Origin of the sequence: Massilia sp. LXY-6 (assembly GCF_051233485.1) — a bacterium.
GTDB lineage: Bacteria > Pseudomonadota > Gammaproteobacteria > Burkholderiales > Burkholderiaceae_D > Telluria.
The window spans coordinates 149,332-170,984 of record NZ_JBKFGF010000023.1 but is presented as its reverse complement, the minus strand read 5'-3'; the positions used below and the strand labels follow the sequence as shown (position 1 = coordinate 170,984).

The following is a 21,653-nucleotide window of genomic DNA, read 5'->3' as shown; positions in this document are numbered from 1 at the left end:
TCAAATCGCTAGGGCTGGGCTAGAATCCATGTACGGCTTGCCAACGACGCAGGGCGGGAGCGTCCGCGCCTGCCGCGCGGCAGCCCCTGGAGCGCGCCCACAGCCACGAACGATGACCCTGACCGATTTCACTGGCATTACCCACCGATCGTCCGCGTTCTTCCGCCGCGGACCAGTCGCGGCACCGGAGGGGCGATGAGCGACGAGCTGCGCCAGGCCAGGGAAGCCCTGCGCCGTGCCAACGAGCGCATGGAGAACATGCTCGAAAGCCTGTCCGACGGCGTCTGCGCCGTCGGCCACGATTGGCGCATCATCTATATCAACGGCCGCGCGCTGGACATGCTGGCGCCGCTGCAGCGCACCCGCGCCAGCCTGGTCGGCAGCGACGTCTGGGATGCCTTTCCCGAGCTGCGCGGCAGCCCGCTCGAGGCCATCTACCGCGAGGCGATGGACAAGCGCGAGACGGCGATCCAGGAATTCTTCTATCCGGCCCTGCGGCGCTGGTTCGAGGTGCGCGCCCATCCTTCGCCGGACGGGCTGACCCTGTACTTCCAGGACATCGACCGCCGCAAGGCCGACCAGCAGGCCCTCCTGCTGGGCAACAGCCGCCTGCAGGTGGCGCTGGCCGCCGGCGGCCTCGGCGACTGGCGCTGGGACGCCGCCAGCGACCGCCTGACCCTGGGCGAACGCGCCGCCGTCATCTTCGGCCTGCCGGCCGAGACGCCGCTGGCCTGGAGCGAGCTGCGCACCCGCCTCGATCCGAACGACCGCGAGCCGGTGCGGCGCGCGGTGCTGCAGGCCTTCGCCGGCCACAGCGACCTCGAACTCGAATGCCGCTTGCTGCCCGACGGCGGCGACGGCAAGGAAACCCGCTGGGTGATCCTGGTCGGACGCGCCGACTATGCCGAGGCGAACCGCCGCGGCGGCGTGCTCGGCATGACCGGCGTGGTCCAGGACATCAGCGCCCGCAAGAGCGCCGAGGACACCCTGCGCCAGAGCGAGGAAGTGCTGCGCGCGCTGGCCAACACGATTCCCCAACTGGCCTGGATGGCCCAGGCCGACGGCGCCATCGTCTGGTTCAACGAACGCTGGTTCGACTACACCGGCACCACGCCCGATCAGGTGGTCGGCTGGGCCTGGCAATCGACCTGCGAGCCGAGCGTGCTGCCGGCCGTGATGGAACGCTGGCAGGCGTGCGTGCGCAACGGCGATCCGTTCGAGATGGAATACCCGATCCGCGGCGCCGACGGCAAGTACCGCTGGTTCCTGACCCGGGTCAACCCGGTGCGCGACCGCCATGGGCGGGTGCTGCGCTGGTTCGGCACGAATACGGACGTGGACGAGGTCAAGCGCGCCGAACAGGCACTGCGCGACGAGTCGCACGTCCTCGAATTGTTGAACAGCACCGGCAGCGCGCTCGCCTCCACGCGTGAGTTGCGGTCCCTGCTGCAGGCTGCGGCCGACGCCGCCACCGGCATCGCCGGCGCCCGCCACGGCGCTTTCCTGTATCACGGCCGCGACGGCGTGGACGGCAAGATGTTCTCGCTCTACACGGTATCAGGCGCCAGCACCGCCGAGTTCGAACCCTTCGGCGAAGCCGGCGCGAACGCCCTGTTCGGCCCGGGCGTGCCGGCCCAGCGGCTGGCACCCCGGGACGTCATGCGCTCCGACGACGTCACCCACGACCCGCGCTTCAAGGACGGCACGCCCTCCGGCCTGCCGGCCAGCCATCCGACAGTGCGCAGCTACCTCGCGGTGCCGGTGGTCGCGCATTCCGGCGAAGTGCTGGGCACCATGTTCTTCGGCCATCCCGAGGCCGGCGTGTTTACCGAACGCACCGAGCGCATCGTACGCGGCATCGCCGCCCAGGCCGCGGTCGCGATCGACAACGCGCGCCTGTACGAAGGGGCCCAGCGCGCCGCCGAGGAGCGCAAGGTGCTGCTCGAAAACGAAAGGCTGGCGCGCGCCGAGGCCGAGCGCACCAGCCAGATGAAGGACGAGTTCCTGGCCACCCTGTCGCACGAGCTGCGCACCCCGCTGTCGGCGATCCTCGGCTGGGCCCAGGTGCTGCGCCGCGGCGGCCGCGACCAGAACGACCTCCAGAAAGGCCTGCAGACCATCGAGCGCAACGCGCGTGCCCAAGCCCAGCTGATCGAAGACCTGCTCGACATGAGCCGCATCACTTCCGGCAATGTTCTGCTCGACATGCAGACGATTCCGCCGACCGGCTTCATCGATGCCGCCATCGAGACCGTGCGTCCGGCCGCCGACGCCAAGAACATCCGCATCGAGAAGCGCTACGTGAGCGATCCGGGGATGATCGCCGGCGACCCGGCGCGCCTGCAGCAGGTGGTGTGGAACCTGCTGTCGAACGCGATCAAGTTCACCCCGCGCGACGGCCTGGTCGAGGTGATCCTGGCGCGCAGCGAGGCGAACGTGGCGATCACGGTGCGCGACAACGGTGCCGGCATCAAGCCCGAATTCATTACCCACGTGTTCGAGCGCTTCCGCCAGGCCGACGCCTCGATGACGCGGCGCCACGGCGGCCTGGGCCTCGGGCTGGCGATCGTCAAGCACCTGATCGAACAGCATGGCGGCACCGTGCGCGCCGAAAGCGCCGGCGAAGGCCGCGGCGCCAGCTTCACGATCGAACTGCCGCTCTCCAAGCAGCAGCCGGCGCCGGGCCGGACGGCGCGCGCCGCGATGATCCTGCCGAGCCCGAGCACCCCGGAAATGACGGTGCGCGACCTCAGCGGCGCCAACGTCCTGGTGGTCGACGACGACCGCGACGCACGCGAACTCATCAAGCGTATCCTGACCGATTGCGGCGCCAGCGTGCGCATCGCGGCCAGTGCGCGCGAAGCGTTCGCGCGCTTCCGCGAAGCCATGCCGAACCTCCTGATCAGCGACCTCGGCATGCCGGAGGTAGACGGCTTCGAACTGCTCGACTGGGTGCGCCACCTGCCCAAGGAAGAAGGCGGCCAGGTCCCGGCCATTGCCCTTACCGCCTTTGCGCGCTCGGAAGACCGGCTGCGCGCGCTCGAGGCGGGTTTCTCGGCGCACATTTCGAAGCCGGTCGAGCCGAGCGAATTGATCGCCGCCGTGGCCTCGGTGGTGGGTCCGACCGCGCCCCTGGCGCACCGGATCGCGACCCCGGCGATGGGGCAAAATGGTGTACGCTAGTGTGTTGTTATAGTTCCTACCCACGCACGCGGCGCTGTCCTACAAGAAATTCTCTGGCATTTGTTAGACTTAGGGATGTTGTGCTGAAGGTGGGTCCGGGGTCAATCCTGCCCGGCCGTCAGCCCTTGATTTGACGAGAGTACGCATGCCCAGCCGCCAAGACATCCTGAACGCAAAGATACTGGTTGTAGACGATTCCCCCGACAATATCGAATTGATGGAAGAGATATTGCGCGAGGAAGGCTACAGCGATGTCAGCTCCACGATGCTGCCGGAGCAGGTATGCCCCTTGCATCGCGAACACAACTACGACCTGATCCTGCTCGACCTGCAAATGCCGGGCCTGAACGGTTTTCAAGTCATGAAGGGCCTGAAGGAAATTGAACAAGGCGGCTATCTGCCGGTACTCGCGCTGACGGCCCAGCCCAGCTTCAAGATCGCGGCGCTCGAAGCCGGCGCGCGCGACTTCATCAGCAAACCCTTCGACCTGCTGGAAGTGCACAAGCGCATCCATAACATGCTCGAAGTGCGCCTGCTCTACAAGGAGCTGGCCCAGTACAGCCGCGCCCAGCAGGAACTGGCGCTGCACGACGCCCTCACCGGCCTGCCCAACCGGCGCCTGCTGGAAGACCGCATCGAGACCGCGCTGCAGCACGCCAACCGCAACCACCACAAGGCGGCGGTGATGTACCTCGACCTGGACGGCTTCAAGGCGATCAACGACACCTACGGCCACGCCTACGGCGACGAGATCCTGAAGATGGTGTCGCAGCGCCTGCTGTCGAATTCGCGCAAGGAAGACACGGTGGCGCGCCTGGGCGGTGACGAATTCATCGTCCTGCTGGGCGACATCCACAGCCTGGGAGACGCCCAGGGACCGGCGGCCAAGCTGGTCGAGGCCCTGTCCGAGCCCTTCTTCATCAATGACCTGACCCTGCAACTGTCGACCAGCATCGGCATCAGCATGTATCCGGACGACGCCGAGAACGTCACCGACCTGATCAGCATCGCCGACTACGCCTTGTACGAAGCCAAGCGCGCCGGCAAGAACCGCTTCTGCGCCAACGGCAGCGCGGCACGCCAGGCGGCCCAGGCGGTCAAGCCGGCCACACCGGCACCGGCGCCCGCCTCGGCGCCGGAGCTGGCGCAGCATCGCTGATACGCACATTGCGGCCGCGGGCGTTCGCACGTCGTTCCCGCCTGCGCGCGAACGACGTATCGCCAATGCAAACAGGCGCAGCCGTTTCCGGCTGCGCCCGCAGCTCAACCCCCGAACAATCAGGCCGCGCCGGCCGTCTTGTCGCCGCCCTGCCCCAGTGCGTGGCAGCCGATGGCTTCCTGGTTATGCGCCTCGATGGCCGCGGCGCCCTGGTGATCGGTGCTCGCGTCGACCTTCTCGGGCGCCACTTCGATGCGGGTGATGCTCGATTGGATCGATACCGGATCGCTGGCCGGGAAGGTCATCTCGACGGCGTCGTCGATCAGGGCTTCCTTGGCAACATTGGCGCTCGGCTCGGATTCGGCCGCGGCCATGGTGCGGATCGCGCGAGCCCATTTGACGGCCTTCAGGTCGGCCAATTCGCCGACGGTATTGATGCCGAACGCATCGCGCAAGGCGTCGGCCTGCTGCTTGGTCATGCCGCGCAGGGCCGTGACCGGCTGGTTGACCAGTTCGCGGAAGCATTTATCGTGATGCGTATCATTTACGATGATTTGAATATTCATGTCTGTCCTTTCAAGTTGGCGCCTGTCTTCCATTGACACGGTTGAAACAGACACGTTTCTACTATCGCACACCCCTTTGCGATGCGTATGTGCGGCAGCGAACCGTGGTGCGGGGCTGCGCACGATTGACTTTTTGTCTGTACCTGGGCCGTGTTATCATGACTGATTGCAACAATTCTTCCAGATTCATTTTGCAATGGAGCATGCTCTGCTATCCTTGCAAGGTTTGTGAATACAATGCAATGACGCCAGCGTGACCGCCGTGCCGAACACTGAAAAACCTAAGATCCTCGTCGTCAACGACGATCCCGCCAGTTTGCTGGCGCTGACCAGCCTGCTCGAACAATGGGCCGAGGAAAGCAATTACGACGTCCTGTCGGCCCGCTCGGGGCAGGACGCGCTACGCCAGGTGTTGCGCCACGACTTCGCCGTCATCCTCCTCGACGTCAACATGCCCGGCATGGACGGTTTCGAGACCGCCGAAGCAATCCACCAGCGGCCGCGCTCGGCCGACATCCCGATCATCTTCGTTACTGCCTTCCTGGCCGACGAGATCGACCGCCTGAAGGCTTACCAGCGCGGCGCCGCCGACTTCCTGTTCACCCCGGTGATCCCGCAAGTGCTGCGCGCCAAGGTGCAGGTGTTCGTGGCGCTGGCCATGAAGAACGAGCAGCTCAAGCGCCAGGCCGAAAAGCTGTCGCAGCGCACCACCGAGCTGACCGCCACCAACAAGCGCCTGGTATGCGAGATGGAAGAACGGCGCGCGGCCGAGCGCAAGAGCAGCGCGAAAGACGAATTCCTGGCGATGCTGGGCCATGAGCTGCGCAACCCGCTGTCGGCCATCAGCAGCGCCTCGTCCCTGCTCGGCTTGCCGAGCGCGGGCGTCGAATCGGTCGGGCGCGCACGCCTGATCATCCAGCGCCAGACCCAGCACCTGTCGCGCATCGTCGACGACCTGCTCGACCTGTCGCGCGCGATGTCCGGCAAGATCCTGCTGTCGAAGAAGCGCCTCGACCTCGGCCCGCTGGTGGCGGGCTGCCTGGACACTTTCCGCGCCACCGGCCGCACCGCCGGCTACCAGCTGAACTCGCGGACCGGCCCCGGCTGGGTCGACGGCGACCCGACCCGCCTTGAGCAGATCGCCACCAACCTGATCGACAACGCGCTGAAATACACGCCGAGCGGCGGCGAGATCGAGATCGCCATCGACACGGCGGGCGATGACGTGGTGCTGATCGTGCGCGATTCCGGGGTCGGCATCCCGCCCGACCTGATACCGCATGTATTCGACGTGTTCGTGCAGGGCTCGATCTCGATCGACCGCTCGCAGGGTGGCCTAGGCATCGGCCTGTCGCTGGTGCGCCGCCTGGTCGAGCTGCACGGCGGCAGCGTCAGCGCCACCAGCGCAGGCAGCGGCAATGGTTCCACCTTCGAGATCCGCCTGCCGCGCGCGGAAGCCGCCGTGGCGGTGGATGCGCCGGCGAGCGCCGTCAGCGCGGACGGCAAGCCGACCGTGCTGCTGATCGAAGACAATGACGATGGCCGCGAGATGATGGCGACCATGCTGGGTTCCTACGGATATGCCGTGATCCAGGCGCGCGACGGCCTGGAAGGCGTGGAGCTGGCCGCCTCCGAGCGGCCCGGCGTGGCCCTGGTCGATATCGGCTTGCCCGGCATCGACGGCTATGAAGTGGCGCGCCGCCTCCGCAAGGATGCGGCCACCCGCGGCATCCGCCTGATCGCCCTGACCGGCTACGGCCTGGCCGAAGACCAGCGCCGCGTGCTGGAGGCCGGCTTCGACCTGCACATGGTCAAGCCGGTCGACCTGGCGACCCTGCTGTCGCAGCTGGCCGAACCGGCCGACGCCTGAGACGCCGGCTGAGGCGAGGGATTACAGGGTCGACAGGATTTCCTGTTTGCGTTGTGCCATTTCCTGGCCCAGCGCCATCAGGTCGAGGCCGCTCTTCCTGGCCTGCTTGAACATTTCCTCTTCTTCTTCCTTGACGTGGTGCTCGACTTCCTCGCCGAGCACCTTGACCTTCGCGTCGTACAGGTCTTCGTCCGGATCCATTTCCTGCAGCTGCTTGATCAGGTCTTTCGCGGCCTGGTGCTCGACCACGGCTTCGTCGACCATGTCGTCCGAATCCTTGATCTGCTCGCGCACCGCCGGGTAGAAGATTTCTTCCTCGATCTGGGTGTGGGCGATCAGGGACTTGCAGATCTTGTCGGTCAGCTTCTGCTTGCTGGCCTTGGCGCGGTCGCTCAGTTCCTCGAACTGCTTGAACATCTCCGACACTTCGCGGTGGTCGGCGACCAGCAGGGCGATGGCGTCCTGGCCATTGATATTGCCGGCATGGATGGCGGCGTTTTTCGATGCGGAATTCGTGGTGGCGTTCGCTTTATTGCTCATGGTGTTCCCCTCGTGATTGGAGGCTGCGGTACAGCCGGTTGCGCCAGCTTGGGGCAAAGCCGCCCCTGCCGACTGTACGGAAACACACACTCGCCTTTCCTGCGCGACGCTGCAGGCCAAGCTGTTGTATCATTTTGGGAAACATTAATTGGTTGCTTCAATGAAAGCTTCGGCACCCCAACCACTTTCACCCACGCAGGATGAGGACCCGGCCGAGCGCGCCGCGGAACTCACCGAACTGCTCGGGCACCTCACCGCTTGCTGGGACGAGGAGCGGCGCCAGCTGGCGCGCCGCCTGCACGACAGCCTCGGCTCGTCGATGACGGCGCTCACCATGCACCTGGGTTTGCTGTCCTCGCACCTGAAGGAACAGCCGCAGCGCGACCGTGCCGCCCAGATGAAGCAGCTGCTCAACAACATCATCGAAACCAACCGCAAGATGCAGCTCACGCTGTGGAACGACAAACTCGAGTTTCTCGGTCCGAAGGCTGCGATCGCCGAACTGGTGGTGGAATGGGGTCGCGAACACGGCATCAAGGCGCGTGCCAGCCTGCCCGACGACGAACCGGAATATTCGCGCGCCCAAGGCGTGACCCTGCTGCGCTGCGCCGAGGAAGGCCTGCGCAACGCCGCCGCCCACGCCCAGGCCACCGAAGTCGACGTGATCCTGGACGATGACGGCGAACAGGCGATGCTGACGGTGCGCGACAACGGCATCGGCGCGGGCGAGGATGCGGGCAATTCGCTGAGCTGCCACGGCCTGCGCCTGCTGCGCGAACGGGCGCGGCTGCTGGGCGGCAGCGTGACCCTCGGCCCCGGGCCGGAGGGCGGAACTGCGTTGACGATGATCCTGCCGAAGCAGGCTTAGAGCGTCCCCAGCTCAGCCACGAGGGGCTGCGGGCAGAAATTAACCTCGAACAGCTCGATCGGCACCGGTTTGCCGAACAAATATCCTTGAAAATCGTGGCAGCCGTTACGGTCCAGGAAGTCGCGCTGCACGTCCGTTTCCACACCTTCGGCAAGCACGTTGCACCCCAGGCTATGCGACAGACCGATGATGGCACGCGCGATGATGCCTTCCTTGTTGTCGGCCACGATGTCGCTGACGAAGGCGCGGTCGATCTTGATCTGGTCCAGCGGCAGCTGCTTGAGGTACGACAACGAGGAATAGCCGGTGCCGAAATCGTCCAGTGAAAAGCGCACGCCGACCTTGCGCAAGGCGTTCATGGCGTCGACCGCCACCTCGACGTTCTCGACCAGCACACTTTCGGTCAGTTCCATCTTGAGCCTGGCCGGATCGATGCCGGTGGCCTGCAGCACGCCCAGCGCATGGGGCACGAAGTCGGCGTGGCGTAATTGCCTGGCGCTGACGTTCACCGCGAGCGACAGGTCGGCGCAGGCCGGCTGCAGCGACCAGGCCGCCAATTGCGTGCACGCCGCCTTCAGCACCCACTGGCCGAGCGCGATGATCAAGTCGCTTTCCTCCGCCAGCGAAATGAATTCGCTAGGGTAGATCAATCCCCGTTCCGGATGATGCCAGCGCACCAGGGCTTCAGCGCCGGTGACCTGACCGTCGGCCAGCACCTGCGGCTGGTAATGCAGCACCAGTTGACCGGCCTGGATGCCGTACGCCAGGGCCGCTTTCAACTGTTCGCGTGCCATGACGCCTGCCTCCATGTCGGGGTCGTACATGCAGTTCCGGTTGCGGCCCAGGGATTTGGCGCGGAACATCGCCTTGTCTGCCCGGCGGATCGTGTCGACGATGGTTTCGCCGTGACCCATCACCGCCAGGCCGGAGGAAAAGCCGACCTTCAAGCCGGATTCGAAGCCCTCGACCGGAATCGCGGCCAGATGATGCTTCAGGCGCTCGAGCGCCAGGAAGGCGGCGTCCTGTTCGGTATTCGGCAACAGCAGCAGGAATTCTTCGCCACCCCAGCGTGCCAGCACGTCGTCGCCACGCAGCAGGCTCCGAATTTGCCGGGCGAAGCCGCGCAGGACGTCATCGCCGGCCGCATGGCCGTAGGTGTCGTTGATCAGCTTGAAATGGTCGATGTCCAATAGCGCCAGCGACAGGCTGCCGGCACCGTTACGATGCCGCTTTTCTTCGTCGCTCAGCACTTCGCGCATGTAGCGGCGGTTCGGCAGGCCCGTCAGATCGTCGCGCATCGCGATCCCCTGCAGTTGCGACAACGCTACGCTCAACTCGTTCTTTTGCTGTTCCAGTGTCGCCTTCTGGTGCTTCAGGCGCTTGCGCATCCAGTTGAACTGGCTCGTCAGGAATACCACCGCTACCATCATGCTGGAGGCCAGCACGAAGTGGACGATTTCAACGTCGACCGGATAGTGCACGGGGTCGCGGCGAAAACACCAAGCCATCGTTGCTCCCAGTAAAAGGACGGCGAAGGCGCTGATCTGGTGCGAGCGGCGAGGCTCCAGCGCGAACGCACAGAACACCAGCACTACCTGCAATAGCGTCAGGGCGGCGCCGCGGACAGCAAACGCGATTGCGTAAGCAGCGATAATGCAGATGATCGCATGTATTCCTTGCCCGGTCGCAAGCTGAGATGGGCTCAGCTTGAGGAAAGCGCTGCGGCGAATCAGACAGTAGAAGACGACAGAACCGAGCAGGATACTGGCGCTCAGCCAAACCGCCGGTAGCACCGGTGCCGCTCGTACGGCAACTTCAGTCAGGAGCAGGCTTACGCAGATCAGGTATAGCAGCGCCGTGATTGCCCAATAGTTGAGCATCCGCCTGATTTTCGCGTCACGGCTGAAGATCAGGTCGTAAAAAGACTGCAACACTGGCATCGGAACAGGCTCCGTTATTATTATTTCTACACGGCAAATAAATTTCGCCAAGTGTAATATAGTAAGCCATGTGTTCAGGAAACAATTTAATTTGAGTAATCTGCTGCGAAAGTGAGACACCGCCGCAGCGCGCTTGAATTCGGCGACACGAAACGTCGTGGTGATGACAAATTTGCCGAATTCAACTCCTCAGTTCGAACGGGCGGCGCTCTCAGTGCAGCTTGACGATCGGCGTCGTCCTGCGGATCAGGAAGCGCGCCACAGCCAGCACCCCGGTCCGCATCGCGCCCAGGATCGCCTGGTGGTGCATCAAGTGCAGGCTCAGATACATCATGCGGGCCATGAAGCCCTCGACGAACCAGGTCGAGCGCAAGGAACCCATCAGGCTGCCGACCGTGGTCTGGTGGCCGATCGAGACCAGCGAGCCGTAATCCTTGTAGACATAGGGGTTCGTCTGCGGCGCCTGGCCCGAGGCCATGTTCATGAAGGTCTTCAGCAGGTACTCGGCCTGCTGGTGCGCGGCCTGGGCGCGTGGCGGGACCGGCTTGCCGTCGCCGTCCGTGCAGGCGGCGCAGTCGCCCAGCGCATACACGCCTTCCACGCCCTTGACCCGCAGATGGCTGTCGACCTCGATCGCACCACCCTTGTTGGTCGGCAGGCCCAGCGAGGCCAGGAATTCCGGCGCGCGGATCCCCGCCGCCCATACGCAGATGTCGGACGGATAGACGTGGCCTTCCTGGTCGGTGACCCGGTGCCGCTCGATCCGCGTCACCCGGCAGTTGGGGACCACGCGGATCGCGCGCTCGTCGAGCAGGCGCGCGGCCGAGGCCGAGACCTTTTCGGGCAGCGGCGCCAGGATCCGCGGCGCCCCTTCCAGCAGCGTGATGCGGACGTCGCGCTGGACCTGCAGGCGGTTGAAGCCATAGGCGGCATAGGCGCCGGACGCTTCGCGCAGCTCCGCGGCCAGCTCGACGCCGGTGGCGCCGCCGCCGATGATCACGATGTCCAGGCCACTGCGCCCGGGGGGCGCCAGGCCGGTGTCCGTCACCGCGGTGTCGTTGGCGGTCAGGGTGGCGGCGGCGCTGGCCGTCTGTGCGCCGCTCCGGGGTGCGTCGGCGGCGACCACGCCGGACTCGAAGCTGCCGGCGCCGACCGCCTTGGCGACCGCCACGCCCGGATTCGATGTGCCCTCCCCCTTGGCCTCGGCGGCTTGGGCGAGCAGGCGCAGCAGGCGCAGGCGGAAGCGCTCGGCGTCTTCGGTGGCGTTCAGGGAAATCGTGTGTTCGCGCGCGCCGGGCACGCCGAAATAATTGGAGGTGCTGCCGACGGCAATCACCAGGGAGCGATACGAGATGGAGCGCGCCGGGAAGATCTCTTCGCCGTCGCTGGCGGCGCTGACCGGGCCGACGCTGATGGCCCTGGCGGCGGGGTCGAGCCCCGTCATGGCGCCGTAGACGAAGGTAAAGCCGCGGTCGTGGGCCAGCATCTGGTAGGACAGGCCCTCCTGGTGGATGTCCAGGGTGCCGGCCGCCACCTCGTGCAGCGAGGGCTTCCAGATGTGATACAGCCGGCTATCCACCAGCATCACCTTGGAGGGGCCCAGCTTGCGCCCCAGTTTGCAGGCCAGCTCCAGCCCGCCCGCACCGCCTCCTACGATCACGATCTCGCTATGCAAGTCTGCCTCCGTCGGTATAGCACCCGGCGCCGCCGGGGCCGGCGGCTTGTCGGGCTAACAAGGGCAGTTTACTACGAGGGCGGAAAAGCTGCTGCCGCGGCAGGCGCCGCTGCTCAGTCGTGACCGCGGCCGTGGCCGTTGCCGTGACCGTTGCCATGGCCGTTGCCATGGCCGCCGCCGTGGCCGCGCTCCTCCCAGCCGCGGTCATCGTCGTGGCCATGGCCGCGCTCGTAGCCACGGTCGTAGCCACGGTCGCGGTCACGGTATTCGACGCGTTCGACCACGCGCACCTCCGGGCGGCGACCTTCATGGAAATGCTCGCGGTAGCGCGGCACGTAGGTGTTGGTGTACCACTCGTCACGCACGAACAGGACCGGACGGCCGCAGGCATCGTAGCGGCCGCAGAACTTGGACCAGTGCTTGCGGTGGCCCGGCGGCACGCGCAGGTAGACCGGCTCGGCCACGTAGTGCGGCACCTGGCGCACGATCACCGGCTGGGGCGCATACAGTACGGGCTGCGGCGCGAAGTCCCCGATGTCGACGCGTCCATAAAAGCCCGGCTGTCCGACGCTGATGCTGACATTGGTCTGGGCCAGGGCCGGGAAAGCGGCGGCGCACAGCGCCACACCGAAGATGAGGGATTTCATGCGTTTCTCTCCGTATAAGAATGTGGCTAGTTTACCAAACGAAATGTTGCGTTCTGTACGTTGCAACACATACTTACATCCGTTACCGATAGAATGCCTGCTTCCCCTTCCATACCTTGAAAGCAGAATTGATGTTCCTGAAATCCGCAAGCCTGGCAAGCGCCCTCCTCCTGGCCGGCGCCGCCCAGGCGCAAGTCGGCATCACCGCCGATCTCGGCACCACCGGCGCCGGTTTCCACCTGGTCATCCCGATGGAATCGAACCTGAACGGCCGCTTCGGCGCCAACATGCTCAACCACGACTTCGACCGCAGCACCAACGGGGTCGACTATGCGATCAAGGGCAAGCTGCGGACCCTCGACGTGTTGTTCGACTGGTATGTGCGCGACGGCAGCCTGTTCCACCTGACGGGCGGCCTGGTCTACAACGGCAACCGCTTCGACGCCACCGCCCAGCCCAATCAGCTTGGCAAGCTTGTCCTGAACGGTAACACCTACACCGCGGCCGACGTCGGCATCCTGAAGGGCCGTATCGACTATCGCAAAGCTGCTCCCTACCTCGGCATCGGCTGGGGCAATGCGCTGGCAAACGACAACCGGAGCCATTGGAGCTTCAACGCCGACCTCGGCGCCTTCTTCCAGGGCAATCCGAACGTCAAGCTGGGCAGCTATGGCTGCACGGTCTCGAAAGAGGTCTGCGACACCCTGGTCAAGGACGTGGCCGCGGAACGCCTGCGCCTGACGGACGACATCAGCGGCTTCAAATTCTATCCGGTGGCACGCGCCAGCCTGAACTACCGCTTCTGATTTCTGGTGGTAGGATACTTCGCACGGAGGCAATCATGCGAAATCATCCACTGCGCTGGAGCCTGGTGCTCCTGGCCTGCCTGACGGCGGTGGCCTGCCACGACCGGCGCGACCCGGTCAAGCCGACCGTCGACCTGTCGGCCGCCGTCGGCATCGCCCGCTGAGCCGCGGCATCCGCGGCTTGGCGCCCGAAACCCGCCGCCCCGCCGGCGGCAGGGTACACTGTCGCCTTTTCATCAGCAAGGACCACGCCTCCCCATGTCGTTCGCTTCGCTCGGCCTGATCGACCAGATCGTCCGCACCCTCTCTTCCCTCTCGTACACCTCGCCGACGCCGGTGCAGTCGCAGGCGATTCCCGCCGTGCTGGCCGGACGCGACGTGATGGCCGCCGCCCAGACCGGCACCGGCAAGACCGCCGGCTTCGCCCTGCCCCTGCTGCAGCGCCTGGCAACGGATGGCGTGCAGGTGGCCGGCAACTCGGTGCGCGCCCTGGTGCTGGTACCGACCCGCGAACTGGCCGAGCAGGTGCACCAGAGCGTGCGTGCCTACGGCGAAGGCCTGCCGCTGCGCACCATGGTGGCCTACGGCGGGGTCAGCATCAATCCGCAGATGATGCGCCTGCGCAAGGGCGTCGACCTGCTGGTCGCCACGCCCGGCCGCCTGCTCGACCTGCAGCGCCAGAACGCGGTGCGCTTCAACCAGGTGCAGGCCCTGGTGCTGGACGAAGCCGACCGCATGCTGGACCTGGGTTTTTCGCGCGACATCGACCAGCTGCTGGCCCTGCTGCCGAAGCGCCGCCAGACCCTCCTCTTCTCGGCCACCTTCTCCGATCCGATCCGGGCCCTCGCCACGAAGCTGCTGCACGACCCCGTCGGCATCGACGCCAGCCCGCGCAACACGACGGTGAAGGCGATCCGCCAGTGGATCGTCCCGGTCGACAAGAAGCGCAAGCCGGAACTGTTCCTGCACCTGCTGAAGCGCCACGCCTGGCCGCAGGCGCTGGTATTCGTGAAAACCCGCAAGGGCGTCGACCAGCTGGTCGAGCTGCTCGACGCGAAGGGATTCAGCGCCGATTCGATCCACGGCGACAAGCCGCAGCCGGCGCGCCTGCGCGCGCTGGAGCGCTTCAAGGCCGGCGAAGTAAAGATCCTGGTAGCCACCGACGTCGCCGCGCGCGGTATCGACATCGACGAGCTGCCGGTGGTGGTGAACGTCGACCTGCCGATCGTGGCCGAGGACTACGTGCACCGCAGCGGCCGCACGGGCCGTGCCGGCGCCTCGGGCGAGGCGGTGTCGCTGGTCTGCGCCGACGAGGTGCAGCAGCTGGCGGCGATCGAAGCCCTGACCGGGCAGACCCTCGAACGCAAGGAAGAGCCGGGCTTCGCGCCCGACCACCGGGTGCCGGAGACGAACGCCGGCGGGCAGGTCGTCAAGAAGCCGAAAAAGCCGAAGAAGTCGAAACACGGTGGCCCGGCGAAGGGCGACGCGCCGGTGGTGCAGGAAGACGTGCGTTTCAGGCGCTGACGAAAGCGTGGACCAGGCGGTTGAAGGCGGCCGCGTGCGTGAAGGTCATCCCGTGCGAGGCGCCGGCGATGGATCGCTTGTCCACATGCCCGATCCACTCCGCCAGCTTGTTGACGTTATCGCGGTACATGCGCGGGCTCTTTTCTCCGGCGATCAGCAAGGTCGGGCACTTCACCTGGCCCGCCGCGGCGCGCGTATAGGCGGGCAAGGGATCGCGGAACTGCTTCGGCAGCGTGCTCGCATTGTCGGTCGCCATGGTGCGGAAACCCGGGGTACTCCTGCGCCAGATGCCGGGCATGCTGACCGAGTCGACGAAGGTTTCCAGTCCGGCCTCGATGGCGCCCTCCTCGATCAGGCAGGCGACTTTCTCGCGCAGGAGCGTGATCGCCGGCGGCATTGCCGCTTCCGGCATGCCGTCGATCTGCAGCGGGCCGCCCGGATCGGCCAGCGTCAGCGTCTTCACCAGCTCTGGAAACTCGCGCGCCAGGTGGAAGGCCACGCAGCCGCCGCGCGAGTGCCCCACCAGATGGACCGGACCGAGGTTCATCGCCGCGATGAACTCGGCGAGTTGCGCCACGTGCGCCTTCCAGCCGAAGTCTCCCTGATCGGCGCCATCGTCGACCGGCCAGTAATGGCTGAGGCTGACCGAAACGCAGAGGAAATCCTTCGACAGTACGGCCGTCTGGCCGCTCCAGTAGCGGTAGTCGCACAGCGAGCCGTGCACGAACAGCAGCGGCTCGCCGGAACCGCTGGCCACGTAGGGCACGCGGATGCCGGAGGGGACGGTGGCGAAAAACACCTCGGGCACTGAAAGGTTTTGCAGGTCGGTTCGTGCGTTCATGATCGGGCTCCTTTCCAATACTATGCACCACACACGAATCTAAGAAAATCGCATAATATTGATCGTACCTATCAATCTTTCTGATACATTTTCCATGTCCATGAATGCACTCGACCTCGACGTCCTGACCATGATCGTGGCGGTGGCCGATACCGGCAACATCAGCCGCGCCGCGGAAGTCGTGCACCGCTCGCAATCGGCGGTGAGCATGCAGATCAAGACCCTCGAGACGGCGCTCGGCAAGCCGCTGTTCGTGCGCCGGCCGCGCAGCGTCACGCCGACGCAGGACGGCGAGGTCCTGCTGAGCTTTGCGCGGCGCATGCTGGCCCTGCGCGACGAAGCCTGGGCCGCGGTGGTGCGGCCCGACATCACCGGACGCGTCGTCATCGGCGTGCCCGACGACTATGCCTCGTCCCTGCTGCCCTCGATCCTGAAGAAGTTTTCGGCCACCTACCCGAAGGTCGAGATCCAGGTGGTCGGGCTGCCCAGCGTGGCGCTGGCGCCGATGGTCAAGGACGGCTCGGTCGACCTGGTCTGCGCCACGCGCGTAAAAGGCCTGTCCGGGGAATTCGTCCGCTTCGAGCCGATGGTCTGGGCCGCCAACCCCAGCGCCCTCGACATCTGGAAAGAGCGCCCGCTGCCGATCGCCGTGTTCTTGCCGGGCAGCGTGGCGCGCGAAAACGCGATCCGCAGCCTGGAACGGGCGAAGATTCCCTACCGGACCTCCTACGAGAGCCCAAGCCTGATGGGGCTGCTCAGCATGGTCGAGGCGGGGCTGGCGGTGGCGCCGCTCGCGCGCTGCGCGGTGCCTGGCCACCTCAGCCTGCTCGGCCAGGCGCAGGGCCTGCCGGAAATCGACCCGCTGGAAGTCATCCTCGCGCGCAGCACCAAGTCGAAACGGCCGCCGTGCGACTTCCTGGCCGAGAAGATCATGTCCGAGCTGCGGCGCTAAATCGGCTATTCTATTGCCCTCGTTCATCCAGCCAGTTCACGCCATGCAATTCTTCGGAATCGGAATCCACATCATCATCGCCATCTTTTTCGCGGTGCACGCGGTACGCACGCAGCGCGAAATGGTCTGGCTGCTCGTGCTGTTCCTGTTCCCCCTGCTTGGCAGCATCGTGTATTTCGTGGCCGTGTTCCTGCCCTCGATGCGCCTCGACCATTCGGCGGCAAAGGCCGGCCGCGCGCTGCAGGCCGGCCTGGATCCGGGCCGCGAAGTGCGCGAGGCCCAGCGCGCCTTCGAACTGACCCCGACCGCGCACAACCAGATGCGCCTGGCGAGCGCCCTGCTCGAAACCGGCCAGGCCGCAAAAGCCGCCGAGCAGTACGACGCTTGCCTGCAGGGCCCTTTCGCGCGCGACGCCGAGCTGCGCCTGGGCGCGGCGCATGCCCGCCTGGCGGGCGGCAATGCCGCCGGCGCCATCGCCCTGCTGGAAGCGCTGGCCGCCGAGCAGCCGAACTTCCGCCCCGAGCAGGTCGGCATCCTGCTGGGCCAGGCCTACGCCGCGGCCGGGCGCCAGGATGAAGCGGGCGCGCAGTTCGCGGCCGCCGCGCAGCGTTTCGGCAGCCTTGAAGCGCGCGCCGAACTGGCCATCTGGGCGCTCGCCAACGGCAAGCCGCAGGTGGCCGAACCGGAACTGCAGGAGATCGAGCGCACCCGCAAGCACATGCCGGCGCATTCCCGGACCCTGAACCGCGAACTGTTCAGGCGCGTGGATGCGGCGCGGGCGCAGGCGCGCTGAGGCGCGTCACCGGATCCCCTTCAGCGCAAGGTCAGCCAGAACTTGCGCACGCCCTCGTCCTCGTCCACCGGCCCGACCGTGAAACCGAGCTTCTTCACCAGCCCGATCACCGGCGCGTTCTGGGGCAGCGCCTCGCCGACGATCTCGCGGGTGCCGCGCGCGCGGCAGTAGGCGATCAGCTTGTCCATCAACATGCGGCCCAGGCCCTTGCCCTTCAGGTCGGAACGCACCGTCACCGCGAATTCGGCGCTGACGTTGTCCGGGTCGGCCACCACCCGGCCCACGCCGAGGGTCTCGTCCTGGCCGTCGGGACCGGGGTGGGTCGCGATGAAGGCCATCTCGCGGTCGTAGTCGATCTGCGTGAAGCGCGCCAGCTGGGCCGGCTGCAGCTCGCGCACCCGCACGAACATCCGGTAGCGCACGTCGTCGGGCGTGAGCGCATCGAAGAAGGCCACGTGGGCCGTGCCGTCCTCGGGGCGGATCGGGCGCAGCAGGATGGTGCCGCCGTTCCAGGCCACCTTCTCTTCGAGCTCGGCCGGATAGGGCCGGATCGCCAGGCGGTCGAGCGTGGAGCCGGAGCGGTCGGCCATGCCGATGCGCATGCGCGCGTCCAGCACCACGGCTTTGCTACTGTCGGCCAGCAGCGGGTTGATGTCCAGCTCGACGATCTCCGGCACGTCGGCCACCAGGCGCGAGACCTGCACCAGCACCGCCAGGATCGCATCCATGTCGGCCTTCGGGTGGTTGCGGTAGCCCTCGAGCAGGCGCGCGACGCGCGTGCGCGCCACCAGCTCCCGGGCCAGCACCGTGTTCAGCGGCGGCAGCGCCACCGCGTGGTCGTCCGCCGCTTCCACCGCCATGCCGCCGTGGCCGAACAGGATCACGGGGCCGAACACCGGATCGGTGGCGGCACCTAGAATCAGCTCGTGGGCTTCCGGATTGCGCGCCATCGCCTGCACGATGAAGCCCTCCAGGCGCGCGCCGGGCTGCAGCTCGGCCAGGCGGCGGCGCATGCGCTCGGCCGCCGCCAGCACCGCCGCATCGCTGTCGAGGTCCAGCGTGACGCCGCCGACGTCGGTCTTCTGCGCCACGTCCGGCGACAGGATCTTCACCGCCACCGGATAGCCGATCTCGCGCGCCGCGCGCACCGCGTCCTCGGGTGCGGCGGCGGCGCGGGTCGGCACCACCGGAATGCCGTAGGCTTCCAGGATCGCCTTGGTGTCGGGATCGGACAGCAGGTAGCTGCCCTTGTTCAGCGCCTCGCGCACCAGCCGGCGCGCGCGCTCGCGGTCCGGCTGGCCGTCGCCGACCGAGCCCGGCACCTGCATCAGGAGGGTCTGGTTTTCGCGGTAATGCACGATCTGCAGGAAGCCGTTGACCGCGTCCTCGGGGGTGCGGTAGGCCGGCATGCCGGCAGCGGCGGCGATGGTCCGCGCTTCCAGCACCGACTGCACGCCCAGCCAGCAGCCCAGCACATTCCGCGACGACGACCTGGCCAGCGGCGCCACCGCGCGCGCGACGTCGGCCGGGTCGACCACCGCGTTCGGTGCGTGGATCATCAGCACCGCGTTCGCGCCCGGGTCGTGCAGCAGCACCTCGACGACGTCACGGTAGCGTTCCGGCGGGGCGTCACCGCGCAGGTTCAGCGGGCCGTCGCCGCGCCACTCCGGCACCAGTTCGCGCAGGCGCCGCACCGTGTCTTCCTGCAGCAGCGCCTGGTGCCCGCCGCCATATTGGAGGGCGTCGCCGGCCAGCACCACCGGGCCGGCGCCGTTGCCGAGGATGGCGAGCCGGTCGCCGTACAGCGGCTTGGCGCGCGCCAGGGTCTCGACCGCCGCGAACAGCTGCTCGGTGGTGTACACGCGCAGCATGCCGGCGCGCCGGATCGCGGCGTCGTAGACGTCGTCCGGGGTCGCCAGCACGCCCGACAGGCAGGCGCCGGCCGTGGCAAGCTCGAGCGAACGCCCGGCCTTCAGCACCAGGGTCGGCTTGCTGCGTGCCGCCGCGCGCGCCGCCGACATGAACTTGCGCGCATAGCGCAGGCTCTCGACATGCAGCAGGATCGCGCTGGTGCCGCCGTCGCTGGCCAGGTAGTCGAGCACGTCGCCGAAATCGACGTCCGCCGATTCGCCCAGCGAGATGAAATGCGAAAAGCCGATCCCGCGCGTGCGGGCCCAGTCCAGCACCCCCGTCATCAGCGCGCCCGATTCCGAGACGAAGGCGATCTTGCCCGGCGCGGCGCCGCCGGCGGCGATGCTGGCGTTCAGGCCCATGCCCGGCGCCAGCATGCCGGCGCTGTTCGGGCCGAGGATGCGCAGCAGGTAGGGATTGGCGGCGTCGAGCATGGCCTGCTTCAGGCTGCGTCCGCGCGCATCGCGCCCGCTGGAAATCCCGGCGCTCATCACGATCGCCGCGCGGGTGCCGAGTTCGCCGAGCGCGCGCACGATGCCGGGCACGGTATGCGGCGGCGTGCAGACGATCGCGAGGTCCGGTACCGCGGGCAGGCTGGCGACGTCGGGCCAGGCGCGCAAGCCGGCGATGCTGTCGTACTTCGGGTTGACCGGATAGATCTGGCCGGCGAAGCCGCCCTCCCTCAGGTTGCGCAGCATGGTGGCGCCGACGCTGCCGGGCCGCTCGGTGGCGCCGACCAGGGCGACCGACTTCGGCCCAAACAGCTGGCGCAGGTTGCGGACGCTCATGCCGCTTCCCTCGCCGCGCGCTCCCAGCCGTGCAAGCCGATGTTGGCGGATTGGCTACACTGGACCCAAGAGAAAACAGACCACGGAACCGAACAATGACGACCGAAACCAGCGGCTCGCTGAAGGTGATCTATGCGGCCATCGCTGCCAATCTCGGCATCGCCGTCAGCAAATTCATCGTTGCCGGCATTACCGGCAGCGCCGCGATGATGGCCGAAGGCATCCACTCGGCGGTGGACACCGGCAACGAACTGCTGCTGCTGATCGGCGAGCATAACAGCGTCAAGCCGGCCGACGCCAAGCATCCCTTCGGCTACGGCAAGGAGCTGTACTTCTGGGCCCTGATCGTGGCCATGTCGGTGTTTTCGCTGGGCGGCGGACTCTCGATTTACCACGGCTACGAAGCCTTGCGCCATCCCGAACCCCTGCAGGATCCGACCTGGAACTATGTCGTACTGGGTGTCTCGGCGCTGTTCGAGGGCTACAGCTGGAACGTGTCGCGCAAGGCTCTCAACGAACGCCGGAAACCGGGGGCCTCGCTGTGGCAGACCATGCGTGCCAGCAAGGACGCGTCCGTGTTCACGGTCTTCATCGAAGACTCGGCCGCCCTGCTCGGCCTGGCGATCGCCGCCCTCGGCATCGTCCTCGGCCATGCCCTCGACAACCCGTATCTCGACCCGGCCGCCTCGGTGCTGATCGGCCTCTTGCTGGTGGGCGCCGCCTTCACTCTGGCGCGCGAGACCGGCGGACTGCTGGTCGGCGAAAGCATCGGCGCGGACGCCACCCGCAGGGTCCGTGACGTGTTCGAGAAGGATCCCGCGATCCTCTGCGTGGCCGAGCTGCAGAGCATGCAACTGGGGCCGGACGAGGTGCTGCTGACGGCCTCCGTGCAGTTCAGGCGCGGCATGCGCATCGACGAGGTCGAAGCGGCCATCGAACGCCTTGAAAAGACGGTGGCCGCGCTCTACCCCTCGATCCGGCATATCTATTTCGAATCCGGCGCGCTGCGCTCGGCGATGGGCTGAGTGGGCCGACAAGATCATGCGCGTGTGCTCCGTCGAGATGACAATGCTTGGCACAATGCTACCATCTTATCGGGCCGCGACGCATGCTAGAATGGCCGCGTGAAACCGACCCTCCGACTGCTGCTCGTGTGCTTCCTGATGCTGGCGCTGCCTTTCCAGGCATTCGCCTCGGCAAGCATGCGGCCGCCCGTCGCGCACGCGATCACGCACGTGGCCACGCCGGGGCAGGAGGCGCCGGCGGCGCAGTTGCCGCCCTGTCACCAGCAGATGGCGATGGCCGCGGCGGCGGCGAAGTCCACGCATTCTGCGCATTCCGCACCTGAGAACCACGCCGGCCAGCATGCCAAGGGCAAGTGCGGCACCTGCACAGCCTGCTGCGTGGGCGCGGCGATGGCGCCCGGCCTGCCCGCCGCCCTCGCGCTGGCGGCGCCCGCTACCTCCTCGATTCCCTTCCGCGCCGGCCACCTGCCGAGCGTCGATCCGGTCCTGCCCGAACGACCTCCCAGCACCCTCCTCGCCTGATTTCCGCGCGCCGTCGCCCCATGGCCGACGGCTGTCATCACGC

18 protein-coding genes are annotated in these 21,653 nt (G+C 66.8%); 11 read left to right on the top strand and 7 right to left on the bottom strand.

The genetic code is table 11. The features are described from left to right. Positions 1-195: 195 nt before the first annotated feature. Complete coding sequence (locus tag ACI48D_RS12360) at positions 196-3,183, top strand: ATP-binding protein (RefSeq protein WP_435571516.1); 2,988 nt, start codon at positions 196-198, stop codon at positions 3,181-3,183. Between the two features lie 145 nt (positions 3,184-3,328). Beyond that, the gene (locus ACI48D_RS12355) at positions 3,329-4,342 is read left to right on the top strand and encodes a diguanylate cyclase domain-containing protein (RefSeq protein WP_435571515.1); all 1,014 of its coding nucleotides are present in this window, start codon (positions 3,329-3,331) and stop codon (positions 4,340-4,342) included. Between the two features lie 119 nt (positions 4,343-4,461). Here ACI48D_RS12355 and ACI48D_RS12350 read toward each other — a convergent pair whose 3' ends face one another. Continuing rightward, positions 4,462-4,908 (bottom strand): hypothetical protein, encoded by a 447-nt coding sequence (locus ACI48D_RS12350; RefSeq protein ID WP_435571514.1) that lies wholly within the window; start codon positions 4,906-4,908, stop codon positions 4,462-4,464. 262 nt (positions 4,909-5,170) lie between these two features. Between ACI48D_RS12350 and ACI48D_RS12345 the strand changes: the two genes are divergently transcribed. Continuing rightward, positions 5,171-6,778 (top strand): response regulator, encoded by a 1,608-nt coding sequence (locus ACI48D_RS12345; protein ID WP_435571513.1) that lies wholly within the window; start codon positions 5,171-5,173, stop codon positions 6,776-6,778. A 21-nt stretch (positions 6,779-6,799) separates the two neighbouring features. Here the strand turns inward: ACI48D_RS12345 and ACI48D_RS12340 are convergent, their stop codons facing one another. Continuing rightward, positions 6,800-7,318, bottom strand: coding sequence for a hemerythrin domain-containing protein (locus ACI48D_RS12340; protein WP_435571512.1), 519 nt, complete (start codon positions 7,316-7,318; stop codon positions 6,800-6,802). Between the two features lie 160 nt (positions 7,319-7,478). Here ACI48D_RS12340 and ACI48D_RS12335 point away from each other — a divergent pair, with 160 nt between their 5' ends. Beyond that, the gene (locus ACI48D_RS12335) at positions 7,479-8,186 is read left to right on the top strand and encodes a sensor histidine kinase (RefSeq protein ID WP_435571511.1); all 708 of its coding nucleotides are present in this window, start codon (positions 7,479-7,481) and stop codon (positions 8,184-8,186) included. Here ACI48D_RS12335 and ACI48D_RS12330 read toward each other — a convergent pair. The 3 genes from ACI48D_RS12330 to ACI48D_RS12320 all read right to left on the bottom strand — a co-directional run bounded on the left by ACI48D_RS12330 (position 8,183) and on the right by ACI48D_RS12320 (position 12,448). Next, the gene (locus tag ACI48D_RS12330) at positions 8,183-10,177 is read right to left on the bottom strand and encodes a putative bifunctional diguanylate cyclase/phosphodiesterase (protein ID WP_435571510.1); all 1,995 of its coding nucleotides are present in this window, start codon (positions 10,175-10,177) and stop codon (positions 8,183-8,185) included. The genes ACI48D_RS12335 and ACI48D_RS12330 overlap by 4 nt on opposite strands. Before the next feature lie 160 nt (positions 10,178-10,337). Next, complete coding sequence (locus tag ACI48D_RS12325; RefSeq protein ID WP_435571509.1) at positions 10,338-11,801, bottom strand: NAD(P)/FAD-dependent oxidoreductase; 1,464 nt, start codon at positions 11,799-11,801, stop codon at positions 10,338-10,340. A gap of 113 nt (positions 11,802-11,914) precedes the next feature. Next, positions 11,915-12,448, bottom strand: coding sequence for a hypothetical protein (locus ACI48D_RS12320; RefSeq protein ID WP_435571508.1), 534 nt, complete (start codon positions 12,446-12,448; stop codon positions 11,915-11,917). Positions 12,449-12,579: 131 nt separating this feature from the next. Here ACI48D_RS12320 and ACI48D_RS12315 point away from each other — a divergent pair, with 131 nt between their 5' ends. The 3 genes from ACI48D_RS12315 (at position 12,580) to ACI48D_RS12305 (ending at position 14,778) form a co-directional block, all read left to right on the top strand. After that, positions 12,580-13,254, top strand: coding sequence for a hypothetical protein (locus ACI48D_RS12315; protein ID WP_435571507.1), 675 nt, complete (start codon positions 12,580-12,582; stop codon positions 13,252-13,254). Positions 13,255-13,289: 35 nt separating this feature from the next. Continuing rightward, the gene (locus ACI48D_RS12310; RefSeq protein WP_435571506.1) at positions 13,290-13,418 is read left to right on the top strand and encodes a hypothetical protein; all 129 of its coding nucleotides are present in this window, start codon (positions 13,290-13,292) and stop codon (positions 13,416-13,418) included. A gap of 94 nt (positions 13,419-13,512) precedes the next feature. After that, positions 13,513-14,778, top strand: coding sequence for a DEAD/DEAH box helicase (locus tag ACI48D_RS12305; protein ID WP_435571505.1), 1,266 nt, complete (start codon positions 13,513-13,515; stop codon positions 14,776-14,778). Here the strand turns inward: ACI48D_RS12305 and ACI48D_RS12300 are convergent. Beyond that, complete coding sequence (locus ACI48D_RS12300; RefSeq protein ID WP_435571504.1) at positions 14,768-15,619, bottom strand: alpha/beta fold hydrolase; 852 nt, start codon at positions 15,617-15,619, stop codon at positions 14,768-14,770. The genes ACI48D_RS12305 and ACI48D_RS12300 overlap by 11 nt on opposite strands. Before the next feature lie 100 nt (positions 15,620-15,719). Between ACI48D_RS12300 and ACI48D_RS12295 the strand changes: the two genes are divergently transcribed. Together ACI48D_RS12295 and ACI48D_RS12290 are read left to right on the top strand one after the other, a co-directional pair. After that, positions 15,720-16,571, top strand: a complete 852-nt coding sequence (locus tag ACI48D_RS12295; protein ID WP_435571597.1) for a LysR family transcriptional regulator — start codon at positions 15,720-15,722, stop codon at positions 16,569-16,571. Positions 16,572-16,614: 43 nt separating this feature from the next. Continuing rightward, the gene (locus ACI48D_RS12290) at positions 16,615-17,364 is read left to right on the top strand and encodes a PLDc N-terminal domain-containing protein (RefSeq protein WP_435571503.1); all 750 of its coding nucleotides are present in this window, start codon (positions 16,615-16,617) and stop codon (positions 17,362-17,364) included. Positions 17,365-17,384: 20 nt separating this feature from the next. On the opposite strand, the gene ACI48D_RS12285 is transcribed toward ACI48D_RS12290, so the two are convergent. Then, entirely contained in the window at positions 17,385-20,063 is a 2,679-nt protein-coding gene (locus tag ACI48D_RS12285) for a bifunctional acetate--CoA ligase family protein/GNAT family N-acetyltransferase (RefSeq protein ID WP_435571502.1), read from the bottom strand. A 95-nt stretch (positions 20,064-20,158) separates the two neighbouring features. Between ACI48D_RS12285 and ACI48D_RS12280 the strand changes: the two genes are divergently transcribed. After that, positions 20,159-21,088: a cation diffusion facilitator family transporter gene (locus ACI48D_RS12280; RefSeq protein ID WP_435571501.1), complete on the top strand. Its 930-nt coding sequence runs from the start codon at positions 20,159-20,161 to the stop codon at positions 21,086-21,088. Between the two features lie 99 nt (positions 21,089-21,187). Further along, positions 21,188-21,610 (top strand): hypothetical protein, encoded by a 423-nt coding sequence (locus ACI48D_RS12275; RefSeq protein ID WP_435571500.1) that lies wholly within the window; start codon positions 21,188-21,190, stop codon positions 21,608-21,610. Positions 21,611-21,653 lie beyond the last annotated feature (43 nt).

What these genes read in the sequence shown, in the direction of transcription:
- ACI48D_RS12360 (WP_435571516.1), top strand. Translation starts at nt 196, where the DNA reads ATGAGCGACGAGCTGCGCCAGGCCAGGGAAGCCCTGCGCCGTGCCAAC.
- ACI48D_RS12355 (WP_435571515.1), top strand. Translation starts at nt 3,329, where the DNA reads ATGCCCAGCCGCCAAGACATCCTGAACGCAAAGATACTGGTTGTAGAC.
- ACI48D_RS12350 (WP_435571514.1), bottom strand. Translation starts at nt 4,908, where the DNA reads ATGAATATTCAAATCATCGTAAATGATACGCATCACGATAAATGCTTC.
- ACI48D_RS12340 (WP_435571512.1), bottom strand. Translation starts at nt 7,318, where the DNA reads ATGAGCAATAAAGCGAACGCCACCACGAATTCCGCATCGAAAAACGCC.
- ACI48D_RS12335 (WP_435571511.1), top strand. Translation starts at nt 7,479, where the DNA reads ATGAAAGCTTCGGCACCCCAACCACTTTCACCCACGCAGGATGAGGAC.
- ACI48D_RS12320 (WP_435571508.1), bottom strand. Translation starts at nt 12,448, where the DNA reads ATGAAATCCCTCATCTTCGGTGTGGCGCTGTGCGCCGCCGCTTTCCCG.
- ACI48D_RS12315 (WP_435571507.1), top strand. Translation starts at nt 12,580, where the DNA reads ATGTTCCTGAAATCCGCAAGCCTGGCAAGCGCCCTCCTCCTGGCCGGC.
- ACI48D_RS12310 (WP_435571506.1), top strand. Translation starts at nt 13,290, where the DNA reads ATGCGAAATCATCCACTGCGCTGGAGCCTGGTGCTCCTGGCCTGCCTG.
- ACI48D_RS12305 (WP_435571505.1), top strand. Translation starts at nt 13,513, where the DNA reads ATGTCGTTCGCTTCGCTCGGCCTGATCGACCAGATCGTCCGCACCCTC.
- ACI48D_RS12300 (WP_435571504.1), bottom strand. Translation starts at nt 15,619, where the DNA reads ATGAACGCACGAACCGACCTGCAAAACCTTTCAGTGCCCGAGGTGTTT.
- ACI48D_RS12295 (WP_435571597.1), top strand. Translation starts at nt 15,720, where the DNA reads ATGAATGCACTCGACCTCGACGTCCTGACCATGATCGTGGCGGTGGCC.
- ACI48D_RS12290 (WP_435571503.1), top strand. Translation starts at nt 16,615, where the DNA reads ATGCAATTCTTCGGAATCGGAATCCACATCATCATCGCCATCTTTTTC.
- ACI48D_RS12285 (WP_435571502.1), bottom strand. Translation starts at nt 20,063, where the DNA reads ATGAGCGTCCGCAACCTGCGCCAGCTGTTTGGGCCGAAGTCGGTCGCC.
- ACI48D_RS12280 (WP_435571501.1), top strand. Translation starts at nt 20,159, where the DNA reads ATGACGACCGAAACCAGCGGCTCGCTGAAGGTGATCTATGCGGCCATC.